At 63.4% G+C, this 18561-nt stretch carries 6 protein-coding genes; 1 reads left to right on the top strand and 5 read right to left on the bottom strand.

The window, feature by feature from the left end:
• Positions 1-117: 117 nt before the first annotated feature.
• Entirely contained in the window at positions 118-297 is a 180-nt protein-coding gene (locus LB533_RS26595) for a hypothetical protein (RefSeq protein ID WP_224678605.1), read from the top strand.
• A 329-nt stretch (positions 298-626) separates the two neighbouring features.
• On the opposite strand, the gene LB533_RS26590 is transcribed toward LB533_RS26595, so the two are convergent.
• The 5 genes from LB533_RS26590 to LB533_RS26570 are packed head-to-tail and all read right to left on the bottom strand — an operon-like array spanning position 627 to position 18262.
• Entirely contained in the window at positions 627-2807 is a 2181-nt protein-coding gene (locus tag LB533_RS26590; RefSeq protein ID WP_224678604.1) for an efflux RND transporter periplasmic adaptor subunit, read from the bottom strand.
• Positions 2792-4126, bottom strand: a complete 1335-nt coding sequence (locus LB533_RS26585; RefSeq protein ID WP_224678603.1) for an efflux RND transporter periplasmic adaptor subunit — start codon at positions 4124-4126, stop codon at positions 2792-2794. Before LB533_RS26585 ends, LB533_RS26590 begins: the two co-directional genes overlap by 16 nt.
• On the bottom strand, positions 4123-4941 hold the full coding sequence (locus LB533_RS26580) for an efflux RND transporter periplasmic adaptor subunit (protein WP_224678602.1): 819 nt from the start codon (positions 4939-4941) through the stop codon (positions 4123-4125). Before LB533_RS26580 ends, LB533_RS26585 begins: the two co-directional genes overlap by 4 nt.
• Positions 4938-6512, bottom strand: coding sequence for a TolC family protein (locus LB533_RS26575; RefSeq protein WP_224678601.1), 1575 nt, complete (start codon positions 6510-6512; stop codon positions 4938-4940). Before LB533_RS26575 ends, LB533_RS26580 begins: the two co-directional genes overlap by 4 nt.
• Positions 6513-6556: 44 nt before the next feature.
• Positions 6557-18262: a cadherin-like domain-containing protein gene (locus LB533_RS26570; RefSeq protein ID WP_224678600.1), complete on the bottom strand. Its 11706-nt coding sequence runs from the start codon at positions 18260-18262 to the stop codon at positions 6557-6559.
• Positions 18263-18561 lie beyond the last annotated feature (299 nt).

Raw genomic sequence — 18561 nt, 5'->3', positions numbered from 1 at the left:
ACTCCGCATGACGGGCAAAGTTCCCTCGAATAGGCCGCTCTCGACTCATTGCCTTGGCGTGATCGGAACTAGAGCTGCATCTGAGGGTTTACGTGCCTTCAACTCACTGAGGAAACCATGAAAAAGCTATTTCTCGCGTCCATGATCGCCGTTACATCAATCTCCTTCGCCGGCATCCCTGCCGAAGCGAAGACCGTGATTAAGACCGACCACGGACGTTATCATCAAGCATCACAATCGACGCCATTGCCGTACCAAGGTAGTCAAGCATTGGAAGCATCACCGCATGGTTGTTGAGAAGATTCGCGTCTGCGGATGACCTAATGGAAACGCGCCTCGCTATTGGGGCGGGTTCCTCCTTTAAACGGCTTTCTGTTTCCGCGCTTTTATGACCCATGGGCAAGGGGCTGGAGGCGCCATCCACAGCCCAGCAGAGCGGTTGTTGCGGGAATCACCTACCCTGTGCCTGTCGCGCCGCCGAAACGCAACTTTCGGCCACCCCTGCGATTGCATTCGGTAGATGCTGCGGGAGCAGCTCTGCGAGCATTAAATAGCCAGATCGAGCCGGAACAAAAGGTGGCTGACGCCGCATCCTGGGCGGGCCTGACGGCTGATGCTCGGCAAATTCAAATTCCGCTTTCACGGATGATGACGCCGGCAACCTTCCGCCAAATCTGGCCGCCAATGGACGCGGGGCGAGCTACGACGACCGCAATCCCTGTCATCATATGCTGGAGCGGGGCCGGTTCCATCACATCCATGGTGACGCGATAGAGTGACACTTCCGGAACCAGCGTCGCGTTCGCTCCTTGCCGCGTTGCGATCGGGCCGCCGTGCGCGGAGGCGAGTTCGTGGTCGGGCAGTGTCTTTATGGCGGCGTCATCGATGGCGATCACGCGCGTAGCTAGACGCGGTAGGGCAAGATCAATGGGAACAAATGAGCCGGCGCTGCCGACCTTGATGCGCTGAAGGTCCGCCTCCACGACATAGGCATGGACGCGGGCAGCCGAGCGATCCGCAACCAGCCCAACGGATTCGCCGGCCTTGACCCACTCGCCGGCCGCAAGTGGCTCGGCAAGCTGCACCATAGTCCCTGACACTGGCGCGCGGATAACGAGCCGTTCCCGCTCGACCTCGGCGGCCGCAAGCTCCGCTTTGGCTCCCTCCAATTCACGTTCCAGGAGTTGCGCATCGGAGCGCAGCGCCGGATCCTGCGCTGCCGCGCGGGTTCGCATCACCAGATCATCGACATGCAGCTTCGATTTCTCGAACTTGAACTCGATCTCCGGCGAGGCAAATTCGACGAGCGGCTCGCCCTTTTCCACCTGATCGCCGACCTTCACATGGATCACCGAGACACGCCCCGGCATCTGGGAGAACAGCTCGACCTGGGTGGCGGCTGCAAGCAGCGCCGGCGAATGAACCGAGCCCCGCCAGGGAATGATCAGCGCAACGAGAATGCAGGCGAGGACGGTGATAGTGAGAACAGTTCTGGCGTTCAGCGACCTGCTTCTGCGCCGCTTTCCCCATTCGACCAGCTCGCGGACGATTGGACGTGCGAGGAACCACCACAGCTCCACGACGAACAACAGGATACCAAGCGCTTTGAAGAACATGTGGTAGACGACGAGGGCGATTCCGAGGAACAGAAAGAAGCGGTAGAACCAGGTCGAGAATGCATAAGTCAGAAGGATGCGACGCATCCCTGCCGGCCAGGCCTCCGGAGGCGGAGCGCCGAAATCGAACAGCAGCTCCCGAAGCTTGTGGCGGGCGAGCGCGAAGGAGCGCTCCTGCAAATTGGGCACGTCGATCAGGTCCGAGAATAAGTAATAGCCGTCGAACCTCATGAAGGGCGACATGTTGACTAGCACCGTCAGCACCCATGCGGTGGTCGCCCAAACAAAGACAACGCTGCGGATTATGCCGTCGGGAAGGAAGCTCCACAGCAGCAAGGCATAGGCCGCGAGGCAGCATTCGGCCGCTACGCCGGCGCAACCGATCGCGAGCCGCTGCCGCCGGTCCTTGAGGCGCCAGGCTGCACTTGTGTCGGTGTAGAGGACCGGCGCCATTACAAGGAGCGCCACGCCCATGCTCGGGACGCGGCAGCCGTAGCGCTTGGCTGTAAGGCCATGGCCAAGCTCATGAAGGGCCTTGGAGGTGAGTAGCGCTGCTCCCGCCAAAGCCGCACCTTCCAGCGAGAAGAACCAGGGCAATGACGCCTTGAACATGTCCCATTGCCGCAAAGCGAGATATAGTCCCATCAGCCCGGCAAGTATCGTGGTTGCGAGGAAACCATAGCTGTAGACCCAGCCCAGGCGTGGCAGCAGAGCCTCGAGAATTCGGTCCGGCCGCAGGAGCGGAATGCGGATGAAGAGATAGTGGTGGAGTAGCCAGGTGAGCCATCCATGCTGTCCGGCCGCTTTGCGCTCGAGGAGACGCCAGGTCGCTTCGGGCCTCGCCTCGCGCAACAGGTGGGCGTTGGCAAGGAAGCGGACAAACTGCTCGACATCGACCTTTGTCGGCCGAAGCGTTGTGTCGCGGCCGATCTGGTCAACGATCTCCTGCATGTCGCCCAGGTGCCAGCGGCATAGCACTTCGAACTCTAGCCAACCGATACGGTAGAACCGATTGGCGGCCGGATCGTAGAGCGTCCAGCTCGGCGCCCCGCCAACGAGCCGGCCGGCCGGCTCCAAGACAAGCTCGTCGCGCAACGGCGGAAAACCGGCCTGGGCCGGCGCGGCAGCGGCGCTGTTCGGCACGGGGCGCTCGGTTGCCGCGCCCGCGCCGAGGCTCAGAACCCCAGCCATTGCCGAGCCGCCGACATCGGTCGCCGAAATATCGCATAGGCCAGTGGCACTTGCTCGCCATAGAGCTTCGCAGTGCCCTTGAGCCCGATCCGTGGCAATTGCTCGTCTTTGGCAAGCCGTGCCTTCGCGCGATAGGCAAGCACCCCGTCGGCTCCTTGCTGCGCCTTGTATGAGACGAAGGTCAAGACAGCATCCAGCGGCCGCCCGGGCTCGATGTTCAGGAACAGCCACACCGGTCCGCCGATTTCGAGATCGATCGCATCGGCAGCGGGCAGGCGCGCCTCGACCTCCACCTTGTCCGGATCGGCAATCAACATCATGCGCTCGCCAATGGCCACGGGCCGGCCGATCCAGTCGTTCGGATCGTCATAGACTGCTATTCCGGAGCGCGGCGCCTTGATCTCCGTCTGGCCAAGCTGTTCGGCGAGATAGGCGCCCTCTGCCCTCTGCTGATCCAGCTTGCCTTGGAGCACCGGCAACGAGGCGCGGACCTTCTGGTCAACGACCGCGAACTGTTTCGCCTGGCGCAGCTCGGCTTGCGCCGCCTCCTCAGCGCGGGTCGCTACCTCGAGCTGGTTGCGCAGCCTCCTCGGATCGAGCGTGACGAGGGTCTGCCCTTGCACCACGGTTTCATTCGGCTTGACGAGGACGTTCTCGACGACGCCGTCGAGCGGCGCACGGACCATGAAGGATTCGCGCGGAGCGATCTCGGCCTGCGCAAGCACCGACTGGCGAACCGGCAGGAAACCGAAACCGATGAGCAGCGCTAGCAAGAGGGTAGCGGCTACGCTGCGCCGGCCCTTTCCTGCGTATACTATCTTCTCGCGAAGGAGCCTGCCTTTGAGCTGGGCCTTCCAGGCATGGCCATAGGCATCCGCCAACAGTGCCAGGAGATTTCGCTCTCCCTCGTTCAACGGCGTCTCCCGCGCCAGGACGAGCGCACCGAGCGGAAGCGCAAGAGGGATCCATACCAGATAGGACGGCAGCCATTCCGACCAATCGGCTGCAATCGCGGGGTCGATGTCGGCAGCAACGACTTCGACTACTCCTTGATGGCTCTGCGCATCAAGATAGGAGCAGAGCCGGCCCGCCCACACAACGTAAGGAGCATGTGGATCCGGAACGGCAATGCCCGAAACCGCGCTCACGCATCGCGCCGGAGCCGAACGCCACAGCAGGGCCTGGCGGTAGCGCACGACCGCGAGGGTCTCGTTGACCATGACGAAGGGCAGTTCGTCGCCGCCCGCGGCACGCGCCCGCTTCTCCAATTGAAGAAGGGCCGTGAGGCGTAGAAGTTCGCGGCTGGGGATGTTGCTCATGGGATGGAAGACGTCCCCCCTTCCGGCGGCGCGACGAGCGCGAGGCCGCTCATGCCAGGAATGAGTTCCGGATAGTTGCCGTCGATGCGGGCGTAGACCTTGATCGACTGACTAACCGGGTCGATTCGTGCCCCTGTCCGGGCAACGATTGCGGGAAAGTCGCGATTGAGCTCGTCTATGCGCAGGGCGAACGTCGCGCCAGGTTTCAGCCAGGTGAGCCAACGTGACGGAGCAAGTAATTCCACCTCGAGATCGTGGTCGCTTATGATATCGAGCATGGGCTCACCCGCCGAAACATACTGGTATTGATGAACCTTCAGTTCTGCGATCCGGCCGGAGAACGGCGCCATGATATTGCAGCGCGAGACATCCGTCGCGGCAGCGCTGTATTCCGCTTTGGCGCCGAGCAGGTCTATCTCGGCAAGGTCGACATCAACCTTGCCAGTCGCGCCTTTCTTGTCGAGCACCTTGAGCGCGTCCACTTTCCGACCGCTGCGGCGGACCTGGGCGTCCGCAAGAGCCAGCTTGGCCTGGTAGGTTGCGCAGTCGATAGCGGCAATCTGCTCGCCTTCGCGGAAAGCCTCCCCCTCGCGGAACGGTAGGGCCACCACCTTCCCTGCTACCTCGCTGGAAAGCATGGTGGTGCTGCGCGAGACCAGTTGCGCGCGAATACCTGTCCCGTCCGCCGTCTGCGACAGGGCAAGGCCAGTGCCGGCGGCAAACAAGGCTATCGACAGGAAGGACAAAGCGGCGTGCGAGCCGAACATGCGGTCAAGTCCCCGGGCAACAGCCGAACGGCGCGCTTCCACCGTCATGGGCCGCTCTTCTTCGCCGGGACCGAGGCGACGGCCCCGCCGTCGACTTTGACAGGAGCGGGCGCGGGCGAATACAGATCCGGCACTTCGATCTTGTCGCTCCGCCATTCGGATTCACGCTGACGGATGGTGGCCACCAAGGCGTCGAGGTCGGTCGTGCTCATGCCGTCCGGAAGCGCGTCGAGGCCGAGCGTCACGTAGATATAGGCATTGGCGTTCTGCAGGTCGGCATAGGAGCGATTGCGCGCCAGCTCGGAAAGCGCGGCATTGGCCCGCTCGAATATGCGGTCGAGGTCGGACGCCGTTTCGGCGTCCGCCGTTTCGGCCGCTACGGCGGCAATGCGACGGTTGACCTCGGCCAGGGTGCGCGCATTGTCGTAGTTCTTGCGGGCGATCTGATATTGCTGGGCGGCAATCTGGACCTGTGCGAGCACGGACGCCGTCATTGCAAACCTGCGCGTTTCAGCAATCTCCGCCTGCACCTCGTTCATTCGCTTCACATCGGGCAGCGTCGCCAGCCGCAACAGGTTCACCGCCACGCGAGCACTCGCCTCAGCCCAGTTGTTGAAGAGGAGATAGTTGTTGCTGTCGTAATTGAGCGATCCGAGCAAGGTAACACCTGGGACGAGCTTCAGCAGCGCCTTGCGCCCTTCCTGCTGCACGATCCGGGTGTTGTAGTCCTCCTCACGCAGCTCCGGCCTGTTCACCAGCGCCACGCGTTCCATCTCGTCGATCGTCAACCGCACGGGCGCAAGCACGGGCGTGTTCTTGGGTATGACCAGCTTGTATTGGGTGCCGGGGCGCAGCCCCATCAATTGCGCAAGCTGCGTCTTGGCGATCGCGAGATTATCGTCGACCGCCTCCAATTGCTGGATCAGCTCGACGAGCGAACGCTGGTATCGAAGCGCGGCGAGCGGATCCTGCGCACGCGCTGATTCCAGGTCGCGCGAAGAGACCAGTGCCCGCCGCGCCTCGGCGATGATCGGCCGCAGGCGTGGACGGAGCCGCTCGGCTGCCACCGCCGTCCAATAGGTCGAGCGGACCTGCTGAAAGATGTTGTTGATGACCCGGCGCCGCTGCTCGTTGGCGATCTGCACGCGATCGGCCTGCTGCTTCGCTTGCAGATAGCTCAGGCCGAAATCGACGATGTTCCAGGAAAGGGTTAGGTCTGCGAATCCGCGCTGGCGATCGACCGAGACGTTCTGGAAGTTGGACGGGCTGATCACGCCACTCTGATAGCTGGCGCTCGAGCTCACCAGTTCGCGGTCGCGCTCCACGTAACCGGCATTGGCCGTGAGGTTGGGCAGCATGTCGAGCTTCGTGAGGTCGAGCTGCCGGTCCTGCATGGCAGCATTGAATATCTGCAGGCGATGGTCGAGATTGTACCCGACGGCCCGCGCCTGGGCCTCCTCCAGGGATATCGGGCCGGCCGGAGCGGGGCTGCTGTGTTCAACCGCCGCAAGATCCTTGGATGCGCGAGCGATATTCTCGCCCAGCGTGAACGGTTCAGGTTTGATGACGCAGGCGCTCAGGCCCACGCACAATGTGATCGCTGGCAGTCGTAGCAGCATTTGATGTATCCCCACCCGAATTCTGGATTTTTGCCGCCACGCACTCAGCGGTCGCCGCTCGCATCCGCCGCCAATGATTCGATGAAACGTGCCGCTTGAATCATTTGGCCGGCAGGACCGAGCGCTAACAAAAGATTGCTTAACGAGATACTGTTTTTTCCGCCTTCCGGTTCGATATCGAACGTGGCAAGCGAAACGTGCGGAAGCCCAGCGCCCATTTGGTCCGGAACCTGTATTTCATGGTTTTCCGTCGACTTGTCGCCGTCGTGATCATCCCCGGTCGGAGCGTCTCTTTGCTCCGGCTGAGGAGAGCTACCAGGCTTGATCTCGTCAGTTACATTGTCCGGCTTGGCAGGCTTGGTGGCCTTTTCCGGATGTGGATGTTTCCCAGTACCGAAATCGAAGCTCTTCTTGACGTCGCGCAACACGTGGATGGTGAGCACGGACTCCGCCTCGTTCCCGTCGGTGTCGCGAGCAACCACACGCACGGTGTAGACGCCCGGCTTCACAGTGTCGTCCGGTATGGCGGTGACGCTTTGGGTATGCGCATCGAAGGTTATCCAGGACGGCAGTGGCAGGTCGCGGCCGAGTCGGGCCTCGAAGAAGAGCGTCCCCCCCTCGAGCCCATATTGCTGGAACGACATCTGCTGCGTGACCGGCTGCCAGGTCACCGTGTAGCGGTAGATGGGGCGGCCTTCGAGATGCCCCATGTCGCCATAGGATTGCTCGTCAAGCCCGCGAATATCCCACTGTGACGCTCCGCCCCAATACTCTTGTTCCCCACGCTCATCGAATTGATCAGGCGGGTTCATGATGTTTGGATCGCCGGGGGGTGGCTGGATCACGGTAATATCCACCACATGGGTCGCCGTTCCAGGCCGGGCGCCGGCTCCTGAGCCGCCGTTCAGATGGTCGTCCAGGGCGATGGTCAGCTGGTCGGAACCTGCGTAGTTGCGATCGGCCCTATAGGTGAGCGTGGCAAGCGCTGCGTTGATGGCATCACGCGTGCCCGAAATAGTGAGCGTCGTTCCGCTCCCCTCCCCTGTGATGGCTCCGGTCGGATCGGCGATGCTGATCACGCCATTCGCAACGCTCAGCGAGATCGTGAAGGCATCGGCCGCCCCGGTCGCCGAGAGGTCGATCAGGTCGTCGATGCTGACGGCCGGCGCATGATTGGAACCACTGCCGCCATCGAAAGCCACGGGTGTGTCTGGCATGGTGGAGACACTGCTCGGCCCTGTGACCGTCGGCGTATCGTTGCGCGGTTCGATATCGATGCGCATGGTGGCTGTGGCGGAGTAGTCGGTGCCGTCGCCGAGCTGATATCGGAAACTCGTATATCCGGCGCCGTTCCCGTCCGGTGCCGGGCGATAGGTGAGCTTGCCGGCCGCGATGTCGGCCACGCTCATGGCGTCTCCGGCGATGACCGCCTTGCCGTCCAGATAGAGTGTGCCTCTGGCCGGCAAATTGATGATTCTCACGTCCTCAAGCGCATCGCCCGTGTCGACATCTGTCGAGGCGAAGTCGTCAGGCGTGAGCACGATGGCACCATCCTCGACGCCGCTCACCGTATGGTTCGTGTCGACGACGACCGGCGCGTCATTCGAGCCGGTTATGGTGATGGTGAGCTCTGCGGTGGACGTGTCGCCGTCACTATCCGTGATCGTGTAGGTGAAGACCTCCGTAACTGTCTCGCCCGGACGCAGCCCGTCGACGGCTGGGTTGGCGTTGTCCAGCACATAGGAATAGCTGCCGTCGGCATTCAGTGTCAGGGTGCCGTATGTGGCACTCGCGGGAGTTCCGATCGGCTTGGAATCCCCGTTGAAGCTCAGGCCGGTCACCGTGCCGCCATCGGCGCCAAGATCGTCGGCCACGTCGCCCGCACCGCCGCCACTCACCACATTGCCCGTGACCGCGCTGGTGTTCTCGGCGATCATTGCCGCATCCGGCTCCGCAACCGGCACATCGTCGATGATGCGCACCGTCAGCGTACCGGTGCTGCTGTCGCCCCCCGCGTCCGTCACGGTCAGAGCGATCGGATCCAGGCCCTCCGTCGCCGATGGCTGGCTCTGCGGCGCCTTCAGCATGTAGCTATAGCTCAGCGTTCCGCTCGTCGGCACAGCGCCCGCAGCAAGGCCTGGCACAAAGCCGGTCAACGTCAGGATGCCCTCGCCCGTGTCGATCGATATCGGCGTCGAGCCCAACGTCTGCAGCTCAGCCAGCGCCACTGTCCTGCCGCCCACGGTGATGGAGGCAAGGCCATCCGGCGACGTGATGTTGACAGTGCCCGTCCTGGTCTCGCTTATATCCGACGGCGAGGTCAGGCCGTGCTCCTGTACCTCTGCCTCGCCCGCCGCTCCGCCATTGCCGTCAACGGGGACGATACTCGGCGATCCGTCGGTATTGCCCTCTATCGTGATGGTCAGCGTCGCGCTCGAGGTCTCGCCGTCGCTGTCGACGATGGTGTAGCTGACGGTCTCGCTCAGACTGTCGCCGGTCTTCAGCTGATTGACGGCCGGGTTGCCGTTGTCGAGCGTGTAGGAGTAGCTGCCGTCGGCGTTCAGCGTCAGCGAGCCGTAGGCGGTTGTAAACGCCGTGCCTGCCGTGCGCGCGGTGCCGCCGAAGCTCACCCCGGTCACGACGTCGCCGCCGGCGGGAGGACCATCGGCACCGAAGACGTCGGCCACGTCCTGCGGACCCGCTCCCGTCACCACGTTGCCGCTCACGGTCGCGGTGTCTTCCACGATCGTCGCCGCATCGTTGTGCGCCGTCGGCGCGTCGTCGATGATACGCACTGCCAGCGTGCCATTCGCGCTACCGCCGCCATTATCCGTCACCATAAGTGCGATCGGGTCCAGGCTCTCCGTCGCCGACGGCTGGTTCTGCGGCGCCTGCAATGCGTAGCTGTAGCTCAGCATGCCGCTCGTCGGCACGCCGCCAACAGAGCTGCCTGCGGTGAAGCCGGTCAGCGTCAGCGTACCCTCGCCCGTATCGATCACAACCGGCGAGCCCGAGAGATTGTTCAGCTGCGCCAGCGTTACCGTCGTGCCGCCGACTGTGATGGAGGCAAGCCCATCCGGCGACGTGATGTTGACAGTGCCCGTCGTGGTCTCGCTCGAATCCGACGACGAGGTCAAGCCGCGTTCATAGACCTCGGCCTCGCCCGTCGCACCGCCGTTAGCGTCTACGGGAACGATGCTCGGGCCGCCGTCTGTATTGCCTTGGATCGTGATCTTCAGCGTGGCGGTCGAGGTCTCGCCGTCGCTGTCGATGATGGTGTAGCTAGTGGTCTCACTCAGCGTGTCGCCGGCTTTCAGCTCATTGACGAGCGGATTGCTGTTGTCGAGCTGATAGGTGTAGCTGCCATCGGCGTTGAGCGTCAGCGAGCCATAGGCGGTCGTAAATGCCGTTCCCACGGTGCGTGCCGTGCCGTTGAAACTCACATCGGTCACGACATTGCCGCTGGCGGGGGGACCATCGGCGCCGAAGCTGTCCGTCACATCCTGCGGGCCCGCCCCGGTCACCACGTTTCCGCTCACGGCGGCGCTGTCTTCCACGATCGCCGCCGCGTCGTTTTGCGCCGTAGGCGCGTCGTCGATGATAAGCACCGTCAGCGTGCCGATCGCGGTGTCTCCGCCCGCATCCGTGACCATCAACGGGATCTGGTCCAGGCCCTCCGTCGCCGCGGGCTGGTTCTGCGCCACCTTCAGCACGTAGCTGTAGTTCAGCGTACCGCTCGTTGGCACGCCGCCGACCACGGCGCCCGGCGTGAAACTGGTCAGTGTCAGCGTACCCTCGCCCGTGTCGATCACGACCGGCGAGCCCGAGAGACTGTTCAGCTGAGCCAGCGTCACCGTCGTGCCGCCCACGGTGATCGAGGCAAGGCCATCCGGCGCCGTGATGTTGACGGTGCCGGTGGTCGTCTCGCTCGTGTCCGCCGCGCCAATTAGGCCGTGCTCGTGGACCTCAGCCTCGCCGGTCGCCCCGCCATTGCCGTCGACCGGCATGATGGTGGGCGAGCCGTCCGTGGTGCCCGTAATGGTGATCGTCAGCGTCGCGGTATCCGTGCCGCTTGCCCCGTCGCTGATCGTATAGTCGACGGCATCCGTCAACGTCTGCCCGGTCTTCAGCGCATTGACCGCAGCGTCACTGTTGTCAAGCTCGTAGGTGTAGGTGCCGTCCGCGTGCAGCGTCAGCCAACCGTGGGTGGTCGCGAAGCGCGATCCAACGCCCAGCGATGTGCCCCCGCGGCTCACATCCGTGACCGTCAACACCTGAGTGTCAGGATCCGTGTCCTGCCCGGCACCGCCGGCTGCACCGGCGATTACATTGCCGCCGACGGAAGCCGTGCCTTCTGCGATCGTGTTCACGTCATCGACCGCAACTGGCGGATCGTTGGTGATCTGGATTGTGATCGTTCCCGAGATCGGAGCGGCAGCGAGCGACGTCGCACCGCCGGCATTGCCGCCGGCCTGTTGGTTGTTTCCGTCTTCCAGTGTGATGGTGTAGCTGCGGGTCGTGTCCGCGCCATAGTTCGTCGGGTTGTCGCTGGTGTTGCGGTAGGAGATCTGCGCGATGATCTGTTGCACCTCGGCGATCGTGGTATCGCCGTCGAGGGTGATCGTGAGCGTGCCGTTGGTCCCTCCGCTGACGTTCACACCCACCGGCAGCGCGCCGTCGACGAACAGGACGTCTCCCGTCCGGAAGGACGCGCCGAGGCGTACCGTGATCTGGCCAGACCCGAACACGCTCAGACCCGGCGTCGTGGTCAGGTCGATATCCGACAGCGTGACCGTACCGCTATTGACCAGTGCCGTCCCTGGAATACTGTTTCCGGTGCCCGTCTCGCTGTTTTCGACGACAGTCGGGTTGCTGGCCGTTCCGTTGAGCACCGGTGCATCGTTGAGCGGTGTGACCATAGTGGATAGCGTGCGAACAAACGACCATGTGCTCGTCTGGTCGTTCACCGTCGCCGAGATGTCGGCACTTGCAGCGAAGTTGACCGTGCTATCCGCACCGCGGACGGTGAGCCCGTCGGGTATGCCGTTGAAGTCGGCGGCGGGGAGGAAGCGCAGCCGCGCAGTCGTGGGCAGCAGCAGTGCTGCCGCGTCGGAGACCGCCGTCGAGACGTCGTCCCATGTCGCGCCTTGATCGAGAGAATATTGCCAGATGCCCTGCCCCGCCGACGCCGTATTGCCGATAATCGCGATGCCGCCAAAGCTGGTTGCGGCATTTCCGCCGCCCGTAATACCCGACTGGTTGTCTGTTACATCGCCGTAGCTGACGCCGAACAATGCCGAAACCGTAGCTCCGGACGGACCAGTAGTATCTTCCGGCACGCTGCTCAACGTCCCGTTGCCGAGCGTCGGCCGGTCGTTGGTGTTGGTGACGCTGGTCGACAGCACGACCGATCCGCTGCTGTAGCGTGTCGTGCCACCGGTGGCGCCTCCGCCGGACAGATCGACAACGGTGCCGCTTGTCGGCACGGTTCCGCCGTCTTCCACGAGTCTGACGGTCATCGCATTGGGCGTACCATGGAAATCGGCTGCAGGGTTGAACCTAACCAGCGTGTCGGCGCTGAGGATGAGCGCGTCGTCGAGGCTCCGCGTGCCGATAGCCACCCAGGTGCTGCCGTCGAAATATTGCCACGTGCCCTGGAGGGCATTGGTCGTCAGTCCGACGATGGCGACGCCGGCGAAGCTGTTCGAGCTCGAACCTCCCGCAATGGGATCGAGCGGATCGCCGAACTGACCTCCGAAAAGGCTACCGACGGTCTGGCCGGCGGGCGCGCTGTCCTCCTGAGCGGCCGGCAGCGTTTCCGTCCCGTCGCCGACAACCTGGGGCGCATCGTTCACCGGCGTCACCGTGAAGGTGAAGCTACGTGTGGTCAAGAGCGCCGCGCTCGCTCCATCGGCAAAAGCGAAATCGCCGGGATTAGCGGTGGCGTCATTCGTGTCGCCCGCCAGGCTCCCGGGTCGGGCGCCGTTGTGGCCGCCATCGTTTACCTCGATGGTCACGTTGAACGTACCGTTCCAGTCGCCCGCCGTCGGCGCGCCGGCGACATCGGGAAGCTGGATTCGGATGCTGTTCACTGTCGAGTTGATGTCCGCGACCGACCCGCTGAGCGTGAGCGTGCCGGTACCGATACCGGAAACACCGGCCGAACCGCCCGCCGAAGCGAAGGTGAAGCCGCTGGGGAGCGTCACGGTGGCGGTAACGGTGTCGCTCAAAGCGTCACTGTCGGTGATGGCAATACCGCCAAGCTGGACCGTGGTTGAGCCTTCGGGCGTGACGAGGGGGCCGCTAAGGTCGATATGCGCTGGATCGTTGGCACCGCTCGAAAAGAGATCGCGAGAGTTCGAAGCCACATTGAGCGCGAGCCCGCCCGGAACGGCCGCATAGGGGTCGATCGCCGTCGTCGGCACGGCGGCGGCACCGTTGCCGCCATTGTCGTTGAGGCCGCCGTCGGCGCCTCCCGTCAGCGCCCCTGACAAGACGTCACGCACGCGGTCGTCCGCGACGACCTCGACGCGGTAATGATTGTCGCTGTTGGCGAGGCTGCCAGTGAACTCGACCTGCAGCCCGGCAAGATAGGTGTTCACCTGATCGCGAGTGCCGCGGATGACGAGCGCGCTGCCGGTCCCATCGTAAGTATTGTCGACCTCGAACGTACTCCCCTCGCCCGGAGCACTCATGGAGGTGATGTTGACGTCCTGGTGCTGCAGGCCACTGAGCGGAACATCTGAGGTCGACGTGATCCGCACCGTCACCTGGACGAAATCGGTTTCGCCGGCTGCGAGACCGGCCTGGCCATCGCCGCCGAGGTCGATATCGCCGACTGAAAAGCCCGGGACCACCGTCGATCCACTCACCAGCACCGAGCCGGACCCGGCCGAGACGGTCGGCACGTCGTTCACCGGAGTGATGTCGAGCGCAAGCGACAGATCGGGCGGATTGTTCGCAGCCTGGCCGGTGCCGAGGTTGGAGCCGCTGTCGCTGAAGGAGACGGCGAGCGTCACATCCCCGGCCGTGACGCCATTGAGGTCGTGGTTGACGTTCTGCGCGCCTCTATAGGTGAGGCTCGAATTGAGGAGGTTCTGGATATCTTGCGCGGTACCGGTGAGGACCAGCGTACCGGTGTCTCGGCCGCTGACCGTGAGGGCGCCCGCGCTCGCCGCGACATTGAGCATGCCGCTCGGCACGGTGAGCGTTACTGTCACGGGCGTCCCGAACGCCGCGGATTCCGGATCCGCGATCGTGAAACTGATCTGGCTGCCGATCGGTGTCGCCTGGTCTTCGTAGGTCGATGCTGAGTTGCTTCCGCTCGTCAGCGTCGCCGGATCGTTGATGCTGGACGCGCGGATGATCACAGTCGCCGCCGCAATGTTGCCGGCGATGGCACCGCTGGTCGGCGCCGCATCGGCGTACCAGTTATATTCGGTCGATGGCACGGTCAGAGGCGTGCCGGTCATGGGAGTCTCCGGCTCGTTCAGCGTGCCGCCACCATTGCCGCCCGGCTGCACGCCAGCGATGCTTCCATCTCTGTCGACGAGATTGCCGCCTGCGTCACGCAGACGATCATCGGCAATGACCTCGACTTTATAGACCTGATCCCTGTCATTGCCGAACGACACCTTGAGGGTGGTCAGCGCAGCATTGACGTCGGCGGCCGTACCCCGCAGCACAAGGAAATCGCCGTTTCCGTCGTGATCTGCATCGATGGTCGTACCGCCGGCGGTGACATCGAGCTGCACGTCCGCATAGTCAACGGCGCCGAAGGCGCTGTTGTTGGAATTGAGCAGTCGCACGACCACCTGCACGAAGTCCTGTTCTTGTGCCGTCGTGGTCTCGAGATCGGGATCGGCGACGCTGAAGCCCGGCACGCTAGTCAGATTGTCAGTCACGTTGACCGGACCAGACGGGGCTGTAACGACCGGTGCGTCGTTGGTGGGCTTGAGATAGATCCAGAACTCGCGCGCCGTCTGCTCGGCGGCGCCGTCCGCCAGTGTGAAGACGAAAGTGTCGTCGGGCGTGCTCGGGTAGCCGCTGCTGGTCGGGTCGTCGCCATTGCTGAGATAATAGATGCGGCCGGCGTCGAGATCTGCTTGCGAGAAGGCCGAGCCGACGCCAATCGTCGTGAAGTTCAGCCCGTCGGTCGAATAGGCGATGCGGCCGTGCGCGGGTGCAGTCGTGATGCGGTACTGCACCTGCTGCGCCGTGCTGTCCGGATCGACCGCCCGCAGCATAGCCGACGTGATCTGCGAGAACGAGCCTTCCCAGGTGATCTCCAGCGGCTGATTTGCGCTGGTACCCGACGGCAGATTTCCTGTTGGATCGGGCTGCGTCGGGTCCTGCGCAATCTGCGGTGCATCGTTGACGTTGGTGATGAAGAAGCCAACCGTTGCGATGGTCGACGTCGCGCCCCAGCGGTCGGTCGCCTGCACCTCGAACGCATCGCTGCGGTCCTCCCCGCCATCGTGCACGTAACGCAAGCGCGTGCTAGCTGGGTCGTTCGTGATCCAGGAGGCGTCGATCTCCATACCGGCGGGGAGATCCAACCAATCGCTGCCGTTGTAATATTGCAGCTTGCCGTGGTCCGCAGCGTTGGTGACCGTGAAGGTCAGCGGCTCGGAAGCATCGTGGTTGACTGCATAGTTGTCGCCGCCGCCGGGCAGTGTGGGGGTGCCCTCAAGATAGCTCTCGCTCTGGGCATCGTCCGCGTCGCCGAAGTTCAGCATGCCTGACGTGATGGCTACGGTCTCGCCCTCGTCGATAATATTTTCCGACGATCCGGTCGCGACTGGTGCATCATTCACCGGCTTTATGTAGAAGGTGAAGTCCGCATCCCACTGGTCGGCGGTGAGGCCGCCGCTGCCATCGCTCACGAGCACGCCGGCCGAGGCCTGAAGCCTGACACTCGATTCGAAATCCTCGCCGCCATCGTGCTGGAAACGGACCAGTCCGGCATTAAGATCCGCCTGGCTGAAGGTGTCGTAGACGCTCAGGTTGACCCAGGCGCCGTTCACGAACTTCTGCAACTCGCCGTTCCAGGTCGGGCCAGCGCCGTCAAAACCGAGCACGGTATAGACGACCTGGGAAGGGTCGACCCCTTCCACCGTGTAGTTCAGGCCGGGCTGGCCGGCCGTGCCGTTGGTCAGGACGACGGTCCCTCCTTCGACCAGCGAACCAAACGAGGTTCCGGTCGGGTTCGTGCCGGCGAACGTCGAGCTGGCGCTCGCCGTCGTCGTTTGGCGGGTCGGTAGAGTGCCGTTCGTACCGTTGGGCGTCTCGATCAGATTGATCGTAAAGGTAAAGTTCCGCAAAGTGTCCGAAGAGGTCGGCCCTGTATAGACGCCGCCCAGGCGTTCGAATTGCGCGCCGTCGTCATTCCAGTGGGGCGCGAGCGCATTGTCCACCACCTGGAAAATGAAGCTGTCCGTCAAGCCGGTGGCCGGGTCTGCGCCATCAAGTTGCCAATATTGCACCCGCCCGGCCTGCACGTCCGCCAACGTAAAAGTACCACCTTCCGGCAGGAAGGATTCGGCACCGTTCACGTCTTTGTAGACGAGCCGTCCCTGATTGAGGCCGGTCTGCGACGTGACGATAAAGGTGATGTTTTCGGGCGCCGAATCGACGTCTGTCGCATTCAGCATCGTTGGGGTCAGGATCACCTTGTAGTCGGTTGACGTATTGCCCGTCAGCGCCGGCACGGTCGCTGTGCGTGTGCTGGTTTCGACCCACACTGGGTCATCGTTGGCCGGACGGATCGTCAGATCAATCGTGCCGGTCGCCTCCGCTGCGGTTCCGGTTCCGCCGCCGCCGTCGATAACCTTGACCCCGAAGCTGTCGTTGGGGGGGCGGCCGTTCGAACCATCGACCCCGTCGTTCGCATAGGTTAGGCCGGCCCGGTTGGCATAAACAAAGACAAAACCGGTGTTGATGTCGCTCGCCGTGATGGCATGATTGGTGAAACTTTGGGTGACGCCGCCGACGGTTGCCGTTCCGGTGAAATAGAGCGTGCCGTGATCCGGCAGATCGGTCAGTTGGACATTCAGCACGGTATCGCCGCTATCGCCGCCACCGCTCGCATTGATGAGATTGCCGACCACAGACTGCGGCACGCCGCCGAGAGTGGCATTGGCAGGCTGGCCCTCATACACCGCGCCGCTGCCGGAGACCGTGGGCGCCTGATTCACCGGCGTTATATCGAGTGTGATCGTAGCCGTGTCGGAACTTGCCTGCGGCGTTGCGCCGTCATTGAGCGAGATCGTGAAGCTATCCGGGCTGTTCTGGTCCGCTCCTGTTGCAGTATGATGATAGGCGAGCTTGCCGCCAATTACGTCCTGCTGCGTGAAAATGGAGCCGACGCCGATACGCTGGTCATTGAGCGTGAGATAGCCGAATTGGGGGTCATCGGTCAGGCGATAGACGATCTGGCTGGAGACCTGTGTCCCGGCCGTAACCTCCGGATCGACCGGAGCAAGCACGCCCGTACCAAGCGTCAAGGTGCCGCCCTCGATCACGGCCGTGGAGCGATCATCAAGAATGGCGCGATCGTTGGAGGGGGTGACCTCGACCGCAATGGAATGGTTCGCAGTGCCGCCGTCCGCGTCCTGAATCGTCAGCGAGATGCTGGTCGAGCCGGCGCTATTGCCGCGCTCCACATCGGCCGCGGCGAAGTTTAGGCTGTCGAGCCAGGCATTCGCCTGCGTCAGCGTGCCCGTAAAGCTCCAACCGCCAGTAATTGCGGTGCCGAGTCCGCCGCTGTTCAATACGGCGCCGATTGAGGTGTCACCCACTATCGCTGTGACGGTGACACTACCGGAGACATTGCTGTTGAATTGCCAGGCCGCGAGTGAAGCGCGATCGGCGCCGGCTGCGTTGAGGTCGCTTGGCTCGGCCACTCTCACAGTACCGGACGCCCCGCTGATCGTCGGCGGATCGAGCAGATGATCCCAGCTATCGAGCGAGGCCGCTTCGAAAGGCGTGGCGGCATCGATCTCGCCGCTTTCGACTTCCAGAATCCAGTCGCCGCCGCGTGCCGCGGCACCGGTGGCGTCGGCGGAAGCCGCCACGTCGGCTCCGGTGAGTGCCGAGAGGCTCCCAACCAGCGCTTCGCCCGAAGGCATCGACCCGACATCACATCCCCAGATCATGATGTCGCCATCGGTGCCGAGCGAGGCGCCCCATCCGGCGATCTCTCCGGCACGCGCGGCCAGGGTTGCGCCGTCGACGGCCGTCGACCCGACGCCGAAGGAGCCGCTTTCGCCATGGCCGACGAAATGGATCGCCGAAAGATTGCGATAGCCGGCCAGCGTTTCGCTGACCTGCGTAATTCCGTCGCGAGCGGGGTCGAGAACGACGATCTCGGCACCGGCACGCGGGGTGAAGGATTGGATGTCCGGCAGGCGGCCGTCGACGAAGACGATCTCGGTGACGGGCGCCGGGCCTGAGGTCGGAAGCGGCTCGGCGTGCGATGTCTCCGTGCGGCTATTCGCATCCGTTATATCGCCACGCGCGGCGTCGCCGGAGTGGTCCGAATTTGCGTGCGCCGGTTCGCCGTATCTGTCGGTTGCCGAAGCACTCTGGGCGGCGTGGGCCTGATCCGCAACGGTCGCCGCAGTCGCCGCGCCGGCCGCGTCGTACATGAAGCGGGGCTCGAGCGCCAAGGCGAGGCTAGCAAAGGAAATACCCCTGCTCGCCGAGGCCGAGCGAGTCAGACTCCGGGCATAAGCACCGCCGCGTTTCATGCAAAACCCCCTTCCGCTGCCCGCAAGGTCCCCCCTTTTTCAGGGCAGCCTCCTTGAAGCGTACGGCGCCATCGCTAACACCGGACTGGAATTCCCTTCAACGAGTGGTTGAATCAAGGGAAAACAACCTGTTAACGAAATCAATTGAAGATACTCTGGGACAAGCCGCCTACGTGGTTGCGCTACGACCAAGCAAATTCGTAATCCCCGCTACTGGCTTGATGCGCTCAAGCATCGCCCTCTCCCCAACATAGTCGGCTCCCAACCACGATCACATTCCTCTCCGGTGCGGACAGTGG

The sequence above is a fragment of the Mesorhizobium sp. BR1-1-13 genome (assembly GCF_020165515.1).
GTDB lineage: Bacteria > Pseudomonadota > Alphaproteobacteria > Rhizobiales > Rhizobiaceae > Mesorhizobium.
The sequence above is the reverse complement of the archived record's forward strand: the minus strand, read 5'-3'. Positions and strand labels throughout refer to the sequence as shown.